16 protein-coding genes and 1 pseudogene are annotated in these 17,171 nt (G+C 71.1%); 9 read left to right on the top strand and 8 right to left on the bottom strand.

What is annotated here, in order from left to right; genetic code table 11:
- Positions 1-3 precede the first annotated feature (3 nt).
- The 4 genes and pseudogenes from OG741_RS34325 (at position 4) to OG741_RS34310 (ending at position 2,895) form a co-directional block, all read left to right on the top strand.
- On the top strand, positions 4-912 hold the full coding sequence (locus OG741_RS34325; RefSeq protein ID WP_405604177.1) for a hypothetical protein: 909 nt from the start codon (positions 4-6) through the stop codon (positions 910-912).
- Positions 902-1,111, top strand: a complete 210-nt coding sequence (locus OG741_RS34320; protein WP_108150550.1) for a Trm112 family protein — start codon at positions 902-904, stop codon at positions 1,109-1,111. The genes OG741_RS34325 and OG741_RS34320 overlap by 11 nt, the downstream gene beginning before the upstream one ends.
- Positions 1,108-1,683: pseudogene (locus tag OG741_RS34315) on the top strand (FkbM family methyltransferase); the annotation flags it as partial. The gene OG741_RS34320 and the pseudogene OG741_RS34315, both read left to right, overlap by 4 nt.
- A gap of 339 nt (positions 1,684-2,022) precedes the next feature.
- Complete coding sequence (locus OG741_RS34310) at positions 2,023-2,895, top strand: universal stress protein (RefSeq protein WP_405605926.1); 873 nt, start codon at positions 2,023-2,025, stop codon at positions 2,893-2,895.
- A gap of 81 nt (positions 2,896-2,976) precedes the next feature.
- Here the strand turns inward: OG741_RS34310 and OG741_RS34305 are convergent, their stop codons facing one another.
- Positions 2,977-3,867 carry a pyridoxamine 5'-phosphate oxidase family protein gene (locus OG741_RS34305; RefSeq protein ID WP_405604175.1) on the bottom strand — a complete coding sequence of 297 codons (891 nt, stop codon included), beginning with the start codon at positions 3,865-3,867 and terminating at the stop codon, positions 2,977-2,979.
- 305 nt (positions 3,868-4,172) lie between these two features.
- Here OG741_RS34305 and OG741_RS34300 point away from each other — a divergent pair, with 305 nt between their 5' ends.
- The 3 genes from OG741_RS34300 to OG741_RS34290 all read left to right on the top strand — a co-directional run bounded on the left by OG741_RS34300 (position 4,173) and on the right by OG741_RS34290 (position 6,498).
- The gene (locus OG741_RS34300) at positions 4,173-5,156 is read left to right on the top strand and encodes an Acg family FMN-binding oxidoreductase (protein ID WP_405604173.1); all 984 of its coding nucleotides are present in this window, start codon (positions 4,173-4,175) and stop codon (positions 5,154-5,156) included.
- A gap of 46 nt (positions 5,157-5,202) precedes the next feature.
- A complete protein-coding gene (locus OG741_RS34295; RefSeq protein WP_405604171.1) occupies positions 5,203-5,658 on the top strand; it encodes a Crp/Fnr family transcriptional regulator in 456 nt (151 codons plus the stop codon).
- A 138-nt stretch (positions 5,659-5,796) separates the two neighbouring features.
- Positions 5,797-6,498: a response regulator gene (locus tag OG741_RS34290; RefSeq protein WP_405604169.1), complete on the top strand. Its 702-nt coding sequence runs from the start codon at positions 5,797-5,799 to the stop codon at positions 6,496-6,498.
- Between the two features lie 15 nt (positions 6,499-6,513).
- Here the strand turns inward: OG741_RS34290 and OG741_RS34285 are convergent, their stop codons facing one another.
- Positions 6,514-8,247 carry a GAF domain-containing protein gene (locus tag OG741_RS34285; protein WP_405605924.1) on the bottom strand — a complete coding sequence of 578 codons (1,734 nt, stop codon included), beginning with the start codon at positions 8,245-8,247 and terminating at the stop codon, positions 6,514-6,516.
- A 127-nt stretch (positions 8,248-8,374) separates the two neighbouring features.
- Here OG741_RS34285 and OG741_RS34280 point away from each other — a divergent pair, with 127 nt between their 5' ends.
- On the top strand, positions 8,375-8,767 hold the full coding sequence (locus tag OG741_RS34280) for a helix-turn-helix domain-containing protein (RefSeq protein ID WP_405604167.1): 393 nt from the start codon (positions 8,375-8,377) through the stop codon (positions 8,765-8,767).
- A gap of 81 nt (positions 8,768-8,848) precedes the next feature.
- On the top strand, positions 8,849-9,259 hold the full coding sequence (locus OG741_RS34275; protein ID WP_405604165.1) for a VOC family protein: 411 nt from the start codon (positions 8,849-8,851) through the stop codon (positions 9,257-9,259).
- Between the two features lie 71 nt (positions 9,260-9,330).
- Here the strand turns inward: OG741_RS34275 and OG741_RS34270 are convergent, their stop codons facing one another.
- The 6 genes from OG741_RS34270 to OG741_RS34245 form a co-directional block, all read right to left on the bottom strand.
- The gene (locus tag OG741_RS34270) at positions 9,331-9,684 is read right to left on the bottom strand and encodes a CU044_2847 family protein (RefSeq protein WP_405604163.1); all 354 of its coding nucleotides are present in this window, start codon (positions 9,682-9,684) and stop codon (positions 9,331-9,333) included.
- Between the two features lie 70 nt (positions 9,685-9,754).
- Positions 9,755-11,413, bottom strand: coding sequence for a vWA domain-containing protein (locus OG741_RS34265; RefSeq protein ID WP_405604161.1), 1,659 nt, complete (start codon positions 11,411-11,413; stop codon positions 9,755-9,757).
- A gap of 14 nt (positions 11,414-11,427) precedes the next feature.
- Positions 11,428-12,351, bottom strand: coding sequence for a hypothetical protein (locus OG741_RS34260; RefSeq protein ID WP_405604159.1), 924 nt, complete (start codon positions 12,349-12,351; stop codon positions 11,428-11,430).
- The gene (locus tag OG741_RS34255) at positions 12,348-13,769 is read right to left on the bottom strand and encodes a hypothetical protein (protein ID WP_405604157.1); all 1,422 of its coding nucleotides are present in this window, start codon (positions 13,767-13,769) and stop codon (positions 12,348-12,350) included. Before OG741_RS34255 ends, OG741_RS34260 begins: the two co-directional genes overlap by 4 nt.
- Positions 13,770-13,777: 8 nt before the next feature.
- Entirely contained in the window at positions 13,778-14,998 is a 1,221-nt protein-coding gene (locus tag OG741_RS34250) for a hypothetical protein (protein ID WP_405604155.1), read from the bottom strand.
- A 74-nt stretch (positions 14,999-15,072) separates the two neighbouring features.
- On the bottom strand, positions 15,073-17,169 hold the full coding sequence (locus OG741_RS34245; protein WP_405604153.1) for a hypothetical protein: 2,097 nt from the start codon (positions 17,167-17,169) through the stop codon (positions 15,073-15,075).
- Positions 17,170-17,171 lie beyond the last annotated feature (2 nt).

Here is a 17,171-nt window from a genome sequence, read left to right as displayed (position 1 = left end):
GCCATGTGGTGGGGGGTGGCATCGGCTCTGCTGGCCAACGTCTTCTACAGCACGGGCTTCGTACTGGAGAAGCGGGCGCTGTCGGGCCTGCCACGACTGAGCACCGGACAACCTGCGCGCGTCGTACGCCTGCTCATCGGCAGCCCGTTGTGGCTCGGCGGTTCGTTCGCGCTCGCCGCGGGCTTCGCCGCGCAGCTCGCCGTCTACCGCACCCTTCCCATCGCGGCCGCGCAGGGCATCTTCGTCTCCGGGCTCGTCCTGCTGCTTCTGCTCTCCTCGGTCGTGCTGGGCGAGCGCCCCAGCGGCCGCGAGCGACGGAGCGTGGTCGTGATCACCCTCGCGCTGCTGATGGTCGTGGCCTCGCTCCAGCACTCCGACTCCGTGGGCGGACATGCCTCGTCCGGCCGTGTGCTGCTGATCTGCCTGCCCGCGCTCGCGGCGGGGCTGTGGCTGTACGGCTCCGTGGAACGCAGGGCGCGCCGCCGTCACCGGCTGCCCACCGCGGGCGTCGAATACGGCGTTGCCGTCGGGCTGTTGTACGGAGTCAGCTCGCTCGCCATCAAGGGCGTCTCCGGCCATCTGACGACCCGCGGGTTCCAGGGCGCGGCCTTCGGCCTGCTGAAGTCCCCGTATCCGTACCTCCTGATCGTCACCGGAGTCACCGGCCTGATCCTGTCCCAGACCGCGCTGCAGCGCTGCCGGGCATCGCTGATCGTGCCCGTGTGCACGACCGTCACCTGCCTGTTCACGGCCGCGCTGGGCACGTTCGTCTTCGGCGAGTCCCTGCCCGAAGACCCGCTGCGGCTCGGGCTGCGGCTCGGCGGCACGGCGCTCGCCGTCTGTGTCCTGCTGATGCTTCCACGTCATGACGAACCCCCCACGCCGACAAAGGAGTTGGCCCATGAAGCCTGACGATCCGCTGCTCCGGATCATCGCCTGCCCGATCGACAAGGGACAGCTGACGCTGCTTCTGCCCGAGGAGGTCCTGTACAACCCGCGGCTGCACCGGCGCTATCCGATCATCGACGGGATCCCCCAGTTGCTTCCCTCCTCGGGTACGCGGGTGCCCGACGAGGAGCACGAGCGGATCCTCAGGCGGATCGGTCCATGACACTGGCCGCCCGGATCGCCCCTCGTCTGCCGCCCGCGCTGATCGCCACGGGCGTCGGTCTGCTGTATCCGCGGTACGAGCCGGAGCTGCGGCGGCTGGCGGACTTCTGCCCGGGCGGCGGCACGGCCGTGGATGTCGGCGGCTGGTACGGCCCGTGGTCCCGGCGGCTGGCCAGGCGGGCCGACCGGGTGGTGGTGATCGAGCCGGTCCCCCACCTCGCCCGGGTGCTGGCCGCCACCACACCGGCCCATGTCGACGTGGTGAACGCGGCGGCCACGGACCACGACGGCGGCACGGCGCACCTGTGGCTGCCGGCGGGCGACCGCGGCAACCGCGGTGTCTCCTCACTCGTCCGCAGAGACATCCACAGCAGGTCGATACCAGTACCGTGCGTCCGTATCGACAGTCTCGGCCTGACAGACGTCATCCTGATCAAGATCGATGTGGACGGCAGCGAGCTGGACGTGCTGCGCGGCGCCGAGGAGATCCTGGTCCGTGACCGCCCGGCGCTGTTCGTCGAGCTGGAGGCCCGGATCGGGCCGGTGGACCCGGTACTGAACCGGCTCGCCCACCATGGCTACCGGGGCTGGGTGCTGCCGGGCCGCGACTGGCTGCCGCTGTCCGACTTCGATCTGCCGGGCCGGCAGTTGCTGACGGCACACGTCGCCGAGCACGGACTGCTGCGCCGCAGCCTGAACCCCTTCCGGCGGCGGTACGTCAACTCGGTGCTCTTCCTCCACGGCTCCCGGCGGCCGGGCGGCGCGGAGGCGGCGAGCCGGGGCCGTAGCGGCCGAACGGGTACCGATGTTGGGCCGACCGGCCCTCTGCCGGCTGCCCCCGGTTCGGCGATGCTGAGGGGGCAGAGGCCGGTCCGAGTGACCGTGCCGCCCACCGAGTACGGAGGCAGCCCCATGACCCGCGCGATCGCTGTAGGAGTGGACGGATCCCCGGAAAGCCTGGCCGCGGCCGACTGGGCAGCCCGCGAAGCGACGATTCGGGGGCTGCCGCTCCGGATCGTGCACGCCTGGCTCTGGCAGACCATCGACGTGCCCGTGGTTCAGGACAGGGAAGCACTGACGCAATCGGCCAACTCCGTCGTACGGGAAGCCGAGACGCAACTGGCCGGCCGCTACCCGGACTTGTCGGTGTCCGCCGAGGTGGTGCCCGACACCGCTGTTGCCGCGCTGCTCGCGGCGAACGAGCAGGCCGAGATGCTGGTACTGGGATCGCGTGGGCACGGCGCCCTCGTCGGCTTCATGCTCGGCTCGTACGGTCAGCAGGTGATCGCTGCCGCCACGCGTCCCGTGGTCTCGGTCCGGGCCCGTGCGGAGGACGCGGGCGAGCCGGAGGGCGCTGAGATCGTCGTGGGGCAGCAGGGCGGGGCGGAGGACAGCGACGCGGTGCTGGGATTCGCCTTCGAGGCCGCGGCAGTACGGGGAGCGACGGTGCGAGCGGTGCGGGCCTGGAGTCTGCCGCCCGTCTTCGCCTACAGCCCTGGTTCGATGTACCTGGCCGACGAGGCAGGGGGGCTGGAACCCTTCGAGAAGAAGGCACTGGAGCAGGCGCTCGCCCCCTGGCGCGAGCGTTTTCCCAACGTGCCGGTGATCGAGCATGTCGAAATCGGGAGCGCGGGGGAGGTCCTCCTGTCGGCCGCCTCTCGTGCGCGGTTGCTCGTTGTGGGCCGCCGCGTACGCCGCTCCGGCATCGGTACGCGCATCGGGTCCGTCGCCCATGCGGCCCTCCACCATGCCACCTGTCCCGTCGCGGTGGTTCCGCACGCCTGAGAGCCGCCGGTCGGCGCGGAGCCGGGAAGGCGTCCGGCCCGGGGAGCGCCAACGGCCCGGTCTCTCGGAGGGGGCAGACAGTCACCTGTCGGACGGAGTGATGCGGCGACCCGTGAGGCGCGTGGGCCGGATCGACACCCACAGGTCGCGTTCACCTGCCCAGGGATCGGTGTGGGCCCGCTCGGCCAGCTGCCGCATCGCGTCGGGCTCGGTGACCGCCTGTGCGGGGCCGACGGCGAGCACACTCCAGCCCTGGCTCATGGCCTCGTCCACATGGTCCACCTCGAAGGCGACCTCTGCTCCCACAGCCGCTGCCGCATCGGAGCCAGGGGCCGTCCTGAAGACGATCGCATCGTCGATGACCTCGTAGTTCACCGGAACGACCGCCGGGCCGTCGGGCGTCGACACCGCGACACGTCCTACGCCGTGCGTGGACAGGCGGGCGCGGCATTCTTCGGCGGTGAGGTCCTCCAGCGTGGGGTGGCGGAGCGCCTGTCCCTGTCCGGGAGGCAGGTCCACCCCGCCTCCGCGCAGGTCGGCGACCCCGGTCCCCAGAGCCTCGGCCAGCCTGATGAGAGTCGCCGGGCTCGGGTGGGCCGACCGCTCTTCGAGATACCTCAGGTATTCCGGGGCGATTCTGGCGCGGCGAGCCGCTTCCGTACGGGTCAGTCCCTGGCGCTTTCGTTCGAGGGCCACGCGCCGTCCGATGTCGCCGGGGTCAGGGGCTCGCCGGGTCCTGTCGTCGGTCCCCCGGCGGGACACCTGCCGAAGGCTCTCCGGCCTGTGCTCACTGTGCCGGACATGCGCGTCGGGGCCCGGGAACACCAGCGTGATCTGTTCGGTGTCGGACCAGCGGACGTCGTAGGGAGGCGTGCCGTCCTCATGGTGGAGTCCGACGATCTCGCCGTCGCGCCGGGTCGAGCCCGTGGTCGGGCTTTCCACCACGAGTTGATCACCAATGTGGGCTCGCATGACCATCACCGCCTTCCGGCCCCCCAACCACCGTGCCACGCCTGGCGTGCGGTCGCATGGGGCGACATGCTGCCGAGCGGGCTGCCCGGTCGGGGCAGGCGCGGCATGTCGTCCAGGACGAATGACTCGAGCCGACAAACCCCGCTCCGCGGTGTGGGCCGCACGGCCGGCGACTGGGGACATTCGGCCCCAGCGCCGCCGGTGGGCACGACCTGATGCTGGAGGCGAGCCCCGAGGCCGGCCCGGCACAACGAACCTGATCCCGCCTCGCAGGCGCCCAGCGCTCCGCACGAAGGGAGGCCGTCGTGTCCGTGCCCGCTCTCGACACCACGACCATCGCCGCACTGGTGAAGGACGCCACCACCGCGCCGTCCATGCACAACGCCCAGCCGTGGCGGTTCCGGTTCCTGCGCGACTCCGGCACCGTCGAGCTGTACGCCGATCATGAACGTGCGATACCGCACGCCGATCCGGCCGGCCGCGCCCTCCACATCGGCTGCGGCGCCGCGCTGTTCACGCTGCGCGTCGCCGCCGAGCACGCGGGCCGGGAGCCGCATGTCCGGCTGCTGCCCGACCCCGAGCGCCCTCACCTCCTCGCGACGGTGGACCTGTCCGCGCCTGCCCAGCCCGGCGGCACTCTCGCCGGGCTGTACCCCGCCATCGCCCGCCGGCACACCAGCCGCTACCCCTTCGCGGACACGCCGATCCCCTCCCCCGTACGCGACGACCTGCGCGAAGCCGCACGGCTGGAGGGGGCCGCGCTGGACTTCCCAGGGCCCTGGCACCTGCGGTTTCTGCTGGACCTGGTGGAGGACGCGGAGAGGCTCGACCTGATGGACCCCGACCGCGTCGCAGACGTGGAGCAATGGACCCGCATCGGCGCGGAGACGGCTGCCGACGACGGTGTTCCCGAGTACGCCTTCGGGCCGCGCCGTCGCGGCGGCAGGGCACCTGTCCGTGACTTCGCGGGCCGGCGCCACCCGGCGGACCTGGGCACGACGGACTTCGAAGAGAAGCCCCAGCTCTCCCTGCTGGGAACGGAGAGGGATCGCCCCGGCGACTGGCTGCGCGCGGGCCAGGCCCTGCAGCGAGTGCTGCTCCGGGCCACCAGCCACGAGCTGGTCGCCTCCGTCACCACCCAGGCTCTCGAACGGCGCGACCTGCGCTGGGCGGCACGCGAACCGCTGTCGACGATGGCGCACGTCCATCTGGCGCTCCGCCTCGGCTACGGCCCCGTGGGCCCGACGAGCCCTCGTCGGGCCGTGCGGGACGTACTGGACTTCGTATGACCCGCCTTCGAATACTCCGTGAAGGACTCCAAGAAGAGACACGGCCATGAATACGACCACGATGATGCAGGCACTGCCCGCCGAGCACCGCGACCAGCTGCTGCGTATCGCGCGCGAGGTCAACTTCCCTCAGGGGACGCGAATCTTCGAGGAAGGCCGACGGGCGGACCGTTTCTGGATCATCCGCTCCGGCACGGTCACCCTCGACATGCATGTGCCGGGCCGCCGGGCGGCCATCATCGAGAATCTGGGCATCAACGAGCTCGTCGGCTGGTCCTGGCTGTTCCCGCCGCACACGTGGCAGCTGGGCGCCGAGGCGATGAGCCCGGTGCGGGCCTACGAGTTCGACGCCACGACGGTGCGCCTAATGTGCCAGGAAGACCCCGAATTCAGGGCAGCGGTCGCCCAGTGGGTCGGGCAGGTGACCGCCCACCGGCTGCATGCCGCCAGGACCCGGCTGCTCGACCTGTACGCCCCCTACGGCAGCGGCAGCCCGCGATGACCGTGCCCCCGGCGGGGCCGATCGGGGCCTCCACCGGACGCACATAGGGCCGGTCGGCCCTGGTACTCCTGCCCGGGCAGGGCGATGATCGTCTCGTCAGTCCTCACCGCGGGAGAGATCACGACCGAGGGGCCCGTCATGACCGAGGCACGGACATTCACGGCGGAGGATCCGGTACGGGTGTTCCTCGTCGACGACCACGAGGTCGTACGCCGTGGACTGACCGATCTCCTCGACGCCGAGCCGGACATCACCGTGGTCGGTGACGCGGGCAGCGTCGAACAGGCGCTGGCGCGCGGCCCGGCACTGCGCCCGAACGTGGCCGTGCTCGACGTGCGCCTGCCCGACGGCGACGGTATCGGTGTGTGCCGTGAACTGCGCAGCCGTATGCCGGAGTTGGCCTGTCTGATGCTGACCTCGTTCGACGACGAGGACGCCCTGCTCGACGCGATCATGGCCGGTGCGGCCGGCTACGTACTCAAGCAGATCAAGGGCTCCGATCTGGTGGCCGCGGTGCGTACGGTCGCGTCGGGCCAGTCCATGCTCGACCCGGCGACGACGGCCCGGCTGATGAGCAGCCTGCGCGCGGAGCCCGCCGGCACGGAAGCCGTGGCGCCTGCACTGGCGGCTCTCTCTCCACGTGAGCGGGACATTCTCGCGCTGATCGGGGAAGGGCTCACCAATCGGCAGATCGGCAAGCGGCTGTATCTGTCCGAGAAGACGGTGAAGAACCACATCTCCCGCCTGCTGGCCAAGCTGGGCGTCCAGCGCCGCGTCCAGGCAGCGGTCCTCGCGACCCAGCTGGAGCAGCCCGAGGCCACGGACCGCCCCTCCCGCTGAAGCGCGCGGTCGGAGCTACCGCGACGATCCGTCGTGACGCACCGGCACCCGCCAGCGCAGCTGGGTGCCGCCGCCTTCCGGCCGTTCACCGAGCGACAGCCCGCCGCCGAGTCCGGCGGCGCGCTCCTGCAGGTTCTTCAGTCCGCTGCGTACGACGTCCGCCGGGACGCCGCAGCCGTCGTCCGTCACGGTGAGCGTCAACTCCCCGTCGGCGCACCGCAGATGGACATCGACGGCCCGCGCGCCGGAGTGCCGGGCCGCGTTGCTGAGGGCTTCTCCGAGTACCGCGACCGCGTGATCCGCGACCGGGCCGGGGACGTCGGTGTCGACGAGCCCCTCGATCCGCAGCCCGGGAGAGAAGCCGAACGAGGCCGCCGATGCCTTCACCGCCGAGGTGAAGCGGCCTCGCAGCCCGCCCTCCCCGCCGCCCCCGGCGTGGGTCCGCAGCCCGAAGATCGTGGAGCGAATGATCTTGATGGTGTCGTCCAGGTCGTCGATGGCCCGGGCCAGCCGCTCGGTCGCCTCCGGGTGCTCCACGAAGCGCTGTGCGCTCTGCAGTGTCATGCCCGTCGCGAAGAGTCGCTGGATGGCGAGATCGTGCAGATCACGCGCAATGCGGTCGCGGTCCTGGAGCAGCGCGATCTTCTCCGCGTCACTGCGCCGCTCGGCCAGCTCCATCGCCAGCGCCGCCTGCCCGGCGAAACCGAGCAGAGGGTCGGCCTCCGCCTCGGTGAAGGAGGCACGGTCCGGCGTACGGCCCAGCAGCAGCACACCGCGTGCCGCTCCGCCGCTGCCGAGGGGCACCGCGACCACAGGCCCGAGCCCGGCCCACTGCGGCTCGTCACGGCCGGTGCGCGGATCCTGCCCGATGTGGGCGCTGATCACCGGTTCCGACGCCGCGAACGCCTCTCCGACGAAACCGTCCTTAGTCGACAGCACCATCCCGCTACGACGCCCCGCGGCGGGCCCGGCCGCCAGCGCCGGCCGCAGACTGCTCTCCCCCGCGTCACGCTCCGCGATCATCCCCATGTCCGCGGACGCGATCTCCCGGGCCTGCTCGACGATCAGCTGCAGCACCTCACCCCGAGGTGCTCCCGACAGCAGGGTGCTGGTGACCTCCGCGCTCGCCCGCTGCCAGCGCTCCCGGAGCCTGGCCTCCTCGTACAGCCGCGCGTTCTCGATGGCGACCCCGGCGGCCACGGCAAGCGTCGACAGCACCGACTCGTCCTCGGCGTCGAACTCCTTGGCGCTGCGTTTCTCGGTGAGGTAGATGTTCCCGAACACCTTGTCGCGGACCCGGATGGGTACACCGAGGAACGAGTGCATGGGGGGATGGTGCGCCGGAAATCCGTACGAGGCCGGGTGATCGGCGAGTTCGGCCAGCCGCAGCGGCTGCGGGTGCCGGATCAGCTCCCCCAGGATCCCGTGCCCGCTGGGCAGGGCCCCGATCTTTGCCCACCGCTCGTCGTCGATGCCGACCGGCAGGAACTGCGCGAGCTTGTGCTCGTCGCCGATCACGCCCAGCGCGCCGTACTCGGCGTCCACCAGCACCACGGCCGCCTCGACGATACTCCGCAGCACCTGCGCCAGATCCAGCTCCCGCCCGACCGACAGCACCGCCTCGAGCAGGCCGCGCACCCGGTCGCGTGTCCCGCGCACCGCGTCGATGCGCACCTGGAGCTCTTCCAGCAGCTCGTCCAGCCGCAGCTTGGGCAGCTGCTCGGCCGCCGTGTGCCCTTCCCTGCCCATCATTCCTCCGGCCGCCTCACGCAGACGGGGCGTTGGTGACCCCGTACGCAACCGTAGTCGCTCCGCAGGCCGCGCAGCAGGGCGTCGGACCTGTCACGGACGGCGCAGAACGTGGTGGGATGGCGCCGTGAGCCGCGCCGCAGAAGAGACCAACCGCCGCATGCTCCGGGCACGGGACACGATGGACCGCGCCTACGCGCAGCCGCTGGACGTCCCTGCCCTGGCGCGGATCGCCCATGTGTCTCCGGCGCACTTCACACGCACCTTCCGGGCCACGTTCGGCGAGACGCCGCACCGCTACCTGCAGCGCCGCCGTGTCGAGCGTGCGATGTTCCTGCTGCGGGAGACCGACCGCAGTGTGACGGACATCTGCTACCAGGTCGGCTTCGGCAGCCCGGGAACCTTCAGCCGTACGTTCCGCGACATCGTCGGCCGGTCACCGAGGACGTACCGCAAGGAGGCGGCTGCCACGGGCGTACCGACGTGCTTCACGATGGCCTGGACGCGGCCGAGCGCCTGACCGTCCGCACTGCCCGTACCGTCCGTCGACCGAGCAGTTTTGGATAAGTTTTCGTGGGGCCTTCCCACTAGCGTGATGCACATGTTGAACGCCATCACGCACTCGCAGATCTACGTCCTCGACCAGGACGAGGCCCTCGACTTCTACGTCGGCAAGCTCGGCCTGGAGGTCGGCGCCGACGTCGACATGGGCTTCATGCGCTGGCTGACCGTCAGCATCCCCGGTCACCCCGAGCGCCAGATCCTGCTGGAGAAGCCGGGCCCTCCCGCGATGTCCGACGAGACGGCGGAGCAGGTCCGCGAGCTGGTCACCAAGGGCGTCATGGGTGGCCATCTCATCTTCAGCACGGACGACTGCCGCAAGACGTACGAGACGCTGCTCGGCCGGGGCGTCGAGTTCACCGAGGAACCCACCGACCGCCCGTACGGAACCGACTGCGGCCTCCGCGACCCCTTCGGCAACCACATCCGCCTCACCCAGCCGAAGGCCTGAGGACAGCTCTCGCCGCGGGGATGCCGGTCCGCCGGCGGAAGAGAATGCCGGCCGGCGGACCGCCTCCCGATTCATCCCGCGGGCGCGCCCGCGGGGGCCGTGCCGTCGGCCCCTTCGTCCTTTCGCCAGGTCAAGGTGACTTTGAGATCCGCCGCCGCGTCGGCCGAGACCAGCAGACTGGTGAGGTGACCGGCCTTGGCGGAGACGTTGATGCCGAACTCGACGGTGACCTCTGCCGGGTTGACGGCCCGCACCGCGTTGAGCACCCCCTGCGAGATACCTTGAAGCGAGTCCATGACGTCGCGGAAATGGCGGGTCGAGTCGGCGACGTCCCTTGATTCGCCCACGCCCACATCGTTGCGTACCTCGATGAGGGCGTTGTTCGGCAGCAGGACTTGCGTCGTGTTCAGGCCCAGTTCGTCCATGGGATTCCTTTGCATCTCTCGTGTCTCGCAGGTCAGGTTCGTCGATTTCTTCGATGCGTGAGCGAACGGTCTATGTGCGGGTCCGGCCCGACGGGCGCCGCAGGCCGCCGCGACTGATGGACGACCCCGGGTATCCCGGCAGTGGCTCCCGCTTCCCCCGGCGGCGCAGCTCGACCGGATGGCTCGGCGTGGTCACGACACCGCGGCCCGACGTGCCGTTCGGCCAGACCGTCACGTTGAGGGGGCCCGCGCCGCGCAGTGCGCGCAGCGGTGACCAGTGAGTGGTGACCACCAGATTCTCGTACGCCGCCGAGCCCGGCCGATGCGTGGTCGCGGGCCACCACACACGCAGGGGAAGCGGAGGCCGGCCCGTTTGTACGATCCACAGCGTCGAGGGCAGGCCGAACAGCCTGACCAGCAGGAGCATCGCGAGGGCCGCCAGGACGGCGAGTTCGGCCAGCCAGGTCGCGGCCGCGGGAATGCCGAGGCTCGCCGTCTCCGTGTGCCGCTTCGGCTCGAACCGGTTCGCGGGCTTCTCGGCCCGGGACATCTGCCGGCTGTAGGGGCTGGTCAACCGGTAACCGATCGTCAGTTCCTCGTCGCGCGACGGCGGCGCGAGGGCGTACCACGGTTGGGGGACCGAGTCCCACGTCACCTCCAGCGCGGTGGAGACGGAGGCGCCGTTCTTGCCCTCGCCGAGTGCGATGTGGTCACGGCCTCGGGCCTCTCTGACCCGTAGCCCGCCCAGCCCGGAGCTGCTCACGGTGAAGTCGCTGACCCACAGGGGCAGCGCGTCGGTGCGGCAGGTGAAGGTCGCCTCAATCCGTGCCGAGAAGCCGTCGTCCGCCAACTCGGGACGGCCGAGTTTCAGCTCCACCGCGTCACCGGCCCTGACTTTCGCCGCGTCCGGCGCGAGCGCCGCCTCGAACTGGCGGTGCCCGAACTCGTCCGGGAGCCGGCGCAGAAAGTTCGCCGCGTCCTCGGGGCGCACCTCTTGAGTCTCCTCGCGGGAGAAGAGGCACCCGGCGATGGCCACACTGTCGGACGCCCGGCACCCGGACGAGCCGACGGGGAAGGGCCGGGTCGTGTCGGAGCCGCCCCAGGCGAGCACCGCGCTGCGCACCAACGGGTGGATCCTGCCTTCCTGTTGGCGTTCCCGCAGCCGCTTGATGCGCTCACGGATGGCGTCCCATGCCCGGGCTGTCGTCGCCGTGTGCTCGGTCTGCTGCGCGTCGGTCACCAAGATGACGGCCGCGGGCCTGATCTCGTTGCTGCTCTCCAGTTCGGACAGGGCCGCGGCGAAGCCACCGCTGATGTCCGTGCCGCCGCTTTCGACGGGCAGCCGGCTCACGACGGCTTCCGGGTCGGTCACCCGTTGCAGGGGGAAGACCGCGGTGGCCCGGTCGGGCGCCGCGCGGAAGGAAACGAGAGCGGCGCGGTCCCTGTCCGTCAGGGCGGAGAGCAGCGCCCGCACGGCGTTTTTCACCTGGCCTCGGTGCTGTGCCATGGAACCGGAGCTGTCGACGACGACGACATAGTCGCCTCCGGCGGTCAGGCCCATGGACCGCTTGGCCTGTTCCCAGCTCGCCTGTGGCGGCTCCACTGCTGTCACGGCACGTGATGCCTCCGTGCGGGACAAGTCGGCCCCGGACACGCTCGCTTGCGAGGAAGCGGCCAGGCCGGTGACGACGATTCCCGTGGCCGCCAGCCGGGTCAGGCCGGCGGCCATTCGTCTCCTACGTGTCACAGCGCCCCTCCCGCCGACTGGTTCGGCTCTTCTCCCAGCCGCATGCTGTGCGTACGTACCGCGCGTGCCTCCAGGTGCATCCGCAGCGCGTCGTCGATCCCGGCGAGACCCCGCCGATGCCGTTCGAGTGCCGCAAGGACGTCGGTGGTGTCCGGATCGGAGCGCGCTGCCGCGACGGCTCTCACGAGCTCGGCGTCCGCGTTGGCGTACAACCGCAGATCCTCCCTGGTCCGTTCGGTCTTCTCCGCCGCCGCGCGATGGCGCTCCGCGACGTCCTGCGCCTTGTGGGTGAGGCTGGTGAGATTGGCCTCCGTGTCCCGCAGCCCGGCCAGGGACTCGCGCAGTTCGGTACGGAGTTGCCGCGCGCGGTCGTACGTCTCCGCCACCTTGGGCCGCAGCACCCCTGCCAGTGCTTCGGCCGGTTCCAGCCAGGAGTCCAGGGCCACCGCGAGGGTGTCCTCCTCCGCCTCGGCGTCGGCGTCCGACAGTGCCGAGGACGCTTCCTTCAGCCGGGCCGCCGTTTCCCGAACGTGCGGGAGTTCCTCGGCCAGTTGCTGTCGCCGCTCCATGGAGGCGATCTCGGCGGTCAGCCGGGCGTGCTCCGCCTCGACGGCAGCCTCGTCCTGGGCGGGGTACTTCGCGTCGTAAGCGCTCTTGAGTTCCGAGAGCCCACGGGCGAGGGTGATGTTCTCCTCCGCCCTCTTCCGGAATTCGGCGCGCAACCGGTCGTCAAGGGCGGCCGCGTCGAGCAATCGGGAGATCCCGGCACCGACCCGGGGCATCGCGGCGATCGGTTCGCTCAGGGCGATGACCGCCTCGAAGGCCGTGTCGGGGCGCTCGGCCGCCTCCTTGAGTGCGGATTCCAGTGTCCGGTATGCCGTGTCGAGGGCCTGAAGCGCCTCGGCGAACGTGCCGGTCATAGGCCGTGCCCTGTACGGGAGCCGCCCGGCGAAGGGGACGGAGCGGACGACGGCATGGCGAGCGGCGCCACCTCGGTCAGCGGGCGGGAGACGATCGCCCCGTCGCTCACGCGCGCGAAGACCAGGACCGGCTTGGCCGGGCTGTCCAGCCGCAGGCCGATCCGGTAGCGCCCGGGAGTCAGCGTGAGCCCGGCGGTGTCCACCGGCAGCGGTGCGTACGGCGCTGTTCCCCCACGGCTGATCCACAGCGCCAGCGCGGCACTGCCCGACAGCTCGATCTCGGCGTCCCTGTCCCGGTCGGGGTCGTAGACGAATGCGGCCTCCCCGGTGTGCGGATCGGCGACGAGGGGCGCCAGCCGCTCGACCAGTTCCGTTCCCGACCTGCGGTGCACCAGCAGTGCGAGGAGGTGCTGGAACGCGTCGTTCAGGGTGATACGGCCTGCCGCGCTGAGCGCCGCCCCCCTGGCGGCCGCATGCTGCCTGACCGGATCGTCGTAGGCGGGCCGAGGATCCGGGGAACCGTCGGCCTGCCCGGCGACGGGGCCGGTGCGGCCGAGGCCGCGCAGCAGCGCCTCGCGGAGCGGACCGAAGCAGGCGCCCGCGCCGAGCAGCACCAGCTGGGCACCGCCGGTTTCCGGGCATGCCCGGTGCAGTCGGCTTGCCACCGCTTCGATGACGTCCGCGCGTTTCTCCAGGATGTCGAGCGCGGGGCCGACCGGGAGATCCGGCTGCGCGTAGAGGCGGAAGTCCTGCCAGACTTCCGGATCGCCCGCCGCCCGTTTCTCCTTCGCGTGCCGCAGGGCGGCGTCGGCGTGCCGCAGCTGACCGTATTTCAGGTCAAGCAGCAACTCCCGTGCAAATGCCAGCAATTGTGGGTGAGAGGCACGGGGGTTGGCCAGTTCGGCAAGGGCCCACAGCGGATCATGGGCGGGGTCGGGGGCTCCGGTGCTCGCCCAGGTGCGTGCCCGGGGCCCGTTGTCGGTGAACTCGCACAGCACCACTTCGCTGTGGGTGATGCCCAGATCGGCGACCACGACCCAGCGCCCTTCGGCAGAGATGGTGTCGCCGTCAAGGAGTCCCGCCAGGGCGGCGACAGGTGCGGACACGACGTCCACGGGCGCCTTGGTGACGCTGCTGAGCAGCGCCCTCAGCCCGGCGGTGTGAGCGTCCAGCGGGGTGCCCTCCACACCGGGTGCCAGCCAGGACTGCGGTACGGCGGCGGTGACGCGGGCCGCGTTGCCCAGCCGGGCGCTGAGCGCGCCGCGTACGGCATCCGCGTCGAGAGTGCCGCGCCCGGGTCCTCGGGCGTCCACGGGTGTGTCCTGCTGCTCGAATATGGGGGCGCCTTCCCCGCCCATCACGGCCACGCGAATGCCCCCGTGACCGATGTCGACACCCACGCTTCTTCCCGTACTCATCGCGCCGCTCATCCGGGCTTCTCCCCCTCGTCGTTCAGTAGGACTCTCAGCGCTTTCGCTCTGACGAGATCGTCGCTGCTGCGGCGCAGCCGCTCGGTGTGTTCTCTTTCGGCCCGGTCCAGTTCGGCGTCGGTCTGCGAGCCGAAGAGACCGGTCAGCACTGCCGACATCTCGTGGGGGACCTCTGCGCCGCCGACCGCTCGGTCAAGCAGATCGAGGATCTTCTCCATCCGGTCGAGGTCCCAGCCCAGCAACCGCACACCGGGCGGCGGGGGTTGAGTGCGGGGCTGTGCGGTCGGTGTCCGTCTGACCAGGTCACCCACTTCCCCGGCGATGAGTTCGTCGAGCCGGCGGTCCTCTCCGACGAGGCAGAGCAGCCAGGGGACAGCCGACCAGGACGCGGCCGGGCCGCCGTAGTGGTGTTCGACAGCCACCACGAGGCCTTCGCGGTCCCCGGGGCCGGCCGTGCCCAGGAAGGACCGCAACAGTCCTGCCCTCTGATCGGGAGCGGCGACCAGCGCGTCCACGAGCGCGGTGAACTCGTGTCCCGCTTGGGGCCCCGGAACCGGTTCAACTGGGGCCGGACCGGGTGCCAGCACCCTGTCGAGAACCAACAGAGCGGCTTCGGGGCTGCGACGGATGTCGAGAGCCTCCCGTTCCTGCCCCAGTCTGGAGACGAGGTCGGTGATCCGCTTCACCAGCCCCGCGCGGTCTCCCCCTTCGGCGCCCAAGCACTCCAGCAGCCGCTTGCGGTACTGCTCGCCGATCTCCGACGAGGGCAGCACCGGATCGGTGTCCTCGAAGTACACGTCGCTGTCGGAACGCGGCTCGTCGGCGACGGTGAGCATCGCGCGGACGCCGAAGGGCATCAGCGCAAGCACTCGATCGAGCTCGTCCAGCCTTCCCCCGCTGTCGAGTTCAGCCCCGTTCAGTGCAACGGGCTTCTGGGCGAGCAGGGCCGCGGCGCGGCGCGCATAGTGCTCGACGTCGTCCGCCATCGCCCCGGCGACCGTGCTCCACGAGGTGAGTCGCAGGCGCATGCTCGTGATGTCCGGGCGAGCCATGTGAACGGCGTCGTACAGCGCGCGGTATCCGGAAAACGACTGAACGCCGTCGTGGGCGGTCTCCTCGTACGCCAGTGCCGCCGTGCACGCCGCCTCCTGGTCGGCGATCGCCACCCACATCGTGCCGTCGGCGCTCTGGCCTGGGCCTATGAGAAATCGCTCCACGCCGTCAGGGGCTGGAGTCAGCCTGGGCTCAAGGAGGAACCTGAAGCTGATGTAGCGCGATACGGAGCCGTCTGTCATCGTGCCGCCCCCCGTCTGAGGCACAGCCGGTTCCACCGGGCCCTGATCCACCCAATCCGCTCGATACCGGCCTGCGCCCGTGCGATCTCGGCGTGCAGGTCCGCCTCCTTGCTGATCAGCTCCCTGGGCTGGTCACGGAATCCGGCGACGACATGGCCGGGGAACGTGGAGCGCGTCCCGTCTCCTGCCACCACGCACCTCATCAGCGTCCCGAGCAGCCAGATGTCGCCGTCCGCGATGCGTTCCAGAAGGTGGCGAAGCCGCTCCGTCTCACCGGACCCGTGCCAAGCGGCCAGCCGGGCCACCAGTGGCCCCGGTGGGCAGTCGCACCGCAGTGCCTCGCGGGCCGCCGTTGCGACCCGGGCCTCCGCCGCGTACTCCAACCCGTCGAACAGCGCGTCGAGTTCAGCGCGCGTGTCTTCGGCGCGCCGCTGCCGGGCCGCCCGCGCCTCCGCCTGCCGCAGCCATGGCTCGGCCGCTTTCCCCACCCGTCGGGCGATCCCGCGTACGACATCCAGGTAGCCGGGGTGGTCCGCGTCCAAGGCCGCGAGCAGGTCGCTCCCCGGCTCCGGCCCGCCGAGCACCAGCGCATACGGAGCCTTCAGCCAGTCGGGGGCACTCCGGCCCGGGGGGACGGCTGTACGCAGCAGAACGCGCACCCCGTCGAGACGGGATGACGGAGCGCTCTGCCGTCTCAGCAGCGCGAGCGGCACGGGAGAAGGCTCGGCGAGCGCGGCGCGCAGTTCTCGTGGCTCGTCGGCAGTCAAGTCTCCAAGCCTGCCGAGTACTTCGGCGAACCCGTCCAACGACGTCTCGCAGCGCGGCGTGAGCCGCCTCAGCAGTCCGGCCAGCAACCGGTCCGCAAGGCGCGCGGCCCGTGCCTGCCGTGCGTAGTGGAGGACGGTCTCCGGGCCGTCGGAGCTGCCGAGCACGGCGTACAGACCCGCCGTGAGCCGCTCCAGGTTCACCTCGGTCACCGGGAGTTCGAGATGACGCAGATCGACGGGAGCCAGAGCCACGCCGTCCGGCCAGCCGGGCTGGATACGGTCCCACAACCGGGCGCGCGCTCCCTCCGCACCCCGCGCACGGACCGGCCCCCTGCGCACAAAGACACGGGCCCGTTCCGCCGCGCCTGCTCCTTCCGCGAGATCTTCCTCGAGGCCCGCCAGGCTCGCCCGTCCGGCCAGGCGGATGACCGAATCGGCGTCGTCCACCGCACAGGGGTCCGCCAAGTCCATCAGTTCGGCGAACAGCTCATGGATCGCTTCCGCCGTGCCTGCACCCCTGCCGCTCCGGCGGGCCAGCTGCTTCCGGTAGCGCACTGCGGCTCCGGCCGCGAGGGCGGGCGGGGGCGCGGCCCAGGGCAGTTCGAACGCGTCCGGCGGCGCGGGATCACCGAAGAAGAGCCGGATGCCGTGCAGCCCGGTGCCCCGGGCGTAGGTGGCGGCGGAGAGCGTCGCGCGGACTCCGTACGGCAGCAGACCGCAGATGGCGTCGAGGCAGAGCAGCTTCTGCTCGACCGGTACCTGTCCTGCGCCGGTGATCACCACGCGTCCCGACAGCAGGGCCGCGGCCCCCGCCGCGAGCCAGTCCAGTTCGCGCACCCGCACACCATCGAGGGCGGCTTCCAACGCCGCCCCGGCGAGGTCGAGATAGGCCCATTCCTCGGGGTCGGCGGGCATCGAGCGGGCGGCCGCGTCCATGGCCGCGGCCAGATCCCGGTATCCGGCCGCGGTCTGGGCGGCGGGACCGCCGCCGACCAGGTGCCGTACTTCGGCGCTGAAGAACCGCAGCCGGTCGCTGAGCCGTCCGGAAGCGTCGCGTACGTCCGACTCGTCGGCCCGGCCGCAGTTCAGCGTGGGTTTGCCCGTCACCGTGTCGGGGCCCGGCCAGAAGACGTAGTACGGCCTCGGAGGTGCCTCGGCGCGGGCGGTCGGCGCCTCGGGCACATAGGGGCGGATCTGCTCGTCGAAGTAGTCCAGTTGGTTGTAGCTCGCCGAGAGCACCCGGTAGTCCCGCATGTCCCCGGGGAGTTTGCCGAAGACGGCCCAGGCCGCTGCGACCTGTCTGCTGTCGGCGGCGGGCGCATCCACGG

Source organism: Streptomyces sp. NBC_01410, from assembly GCF_045040195.1.
In the GTDB taxonomy this organism is placed as follows: domain Bacteria; phylum Actinomycetota; class Actinomycetes; order Streptomycetales; family Streptomycetaceae; genus Streptomyces.
Note: the sequence above shows the minus strand (reverse complement) of the source record. Positions and strands in the feature narration are given on the sequence as shown.

Coding starts and splice junctions, on each gene's coding strand:
- OG741_RS34310 (WP_405605926.1), top strand. CDS start 2,023: ATGACCCGCGCGATCGCTGTAGGAGTGGACGGATCCCCGGAAAGCCTG.
- OG741_RS34290 (WP_405604169.1), top strand. CDS start 5,797: ATGACCGAGGCACGGACATTCACGGCGGAGGATCCGGTACGGGTGTTC.
- OG741_RS34285 (WP_405605924.1), bottom strand. CDS start 8,247: ATGGGCAGGGAAGGGCACACGGCGGCCGAGCAGCTGCCCAAGCTGCGG.
- OG741_RS34305 (WP_405604175.1), bottom strand. CDS start 3,867: ATGCGAGCCCACATTGGTGATCAACTCGTGGTGGAAAGCCCGACCACG.
- OG741_RS34325 (WP_405604177.1), top strand. CDS start 4: ATGTGGTGGGGGGTGGCATCGGCTCTGCTGGCCAACGTCTTCTACAGC.
- OG741_RS34265 (WP_405604161.1), bottom strand. CDS start 11,413: ATGGCCGCCGGCCTGACCCGGCTGGCGGCCACGGGAATCGTCGTCACC.
- OG741_RS34255 (WP_405604157.1), bottom strand. CDS start 13,769: ATGAGTACGGGAAGAAGCGTGGGTGTCGACATCGGTCACGGGGGCATT.
- OG741_RS34270 (WP_405604163.1), bottom strand. CDS start 9,684: ATGGACGAACTGGGCCTGAACACGACGCAAGTCCTGCTGCCGAACAAC.
- OG741_RS34320 (WP_108150550.1), top strand. CDS start 902: ATGAAGCCTGACGATCCGCTGCTCCGGATCATCGCCTGCCCGATCGAC.
- OG741_RS34295 (WP_405604171.1), top strand. CDS start 5,203: ATGAATACGACCACGATGATGCAGGCACTGCCCGCCGAGCACCGCGAC.
- OG741_RS34275 (WP_405604165.1), top strand. CDS start 8,849: ATGTTGAACGCCATCACGCACTCGCAGATCTACGTCCTCGACCAGGAC.
- OG741_RS34260 (WP_405604159.1), bottom strand. CDS start 12,351: ATGACCGGCACGTTCGCCGAGGCGCTTCAGGCCCTCGACACGGCATAC.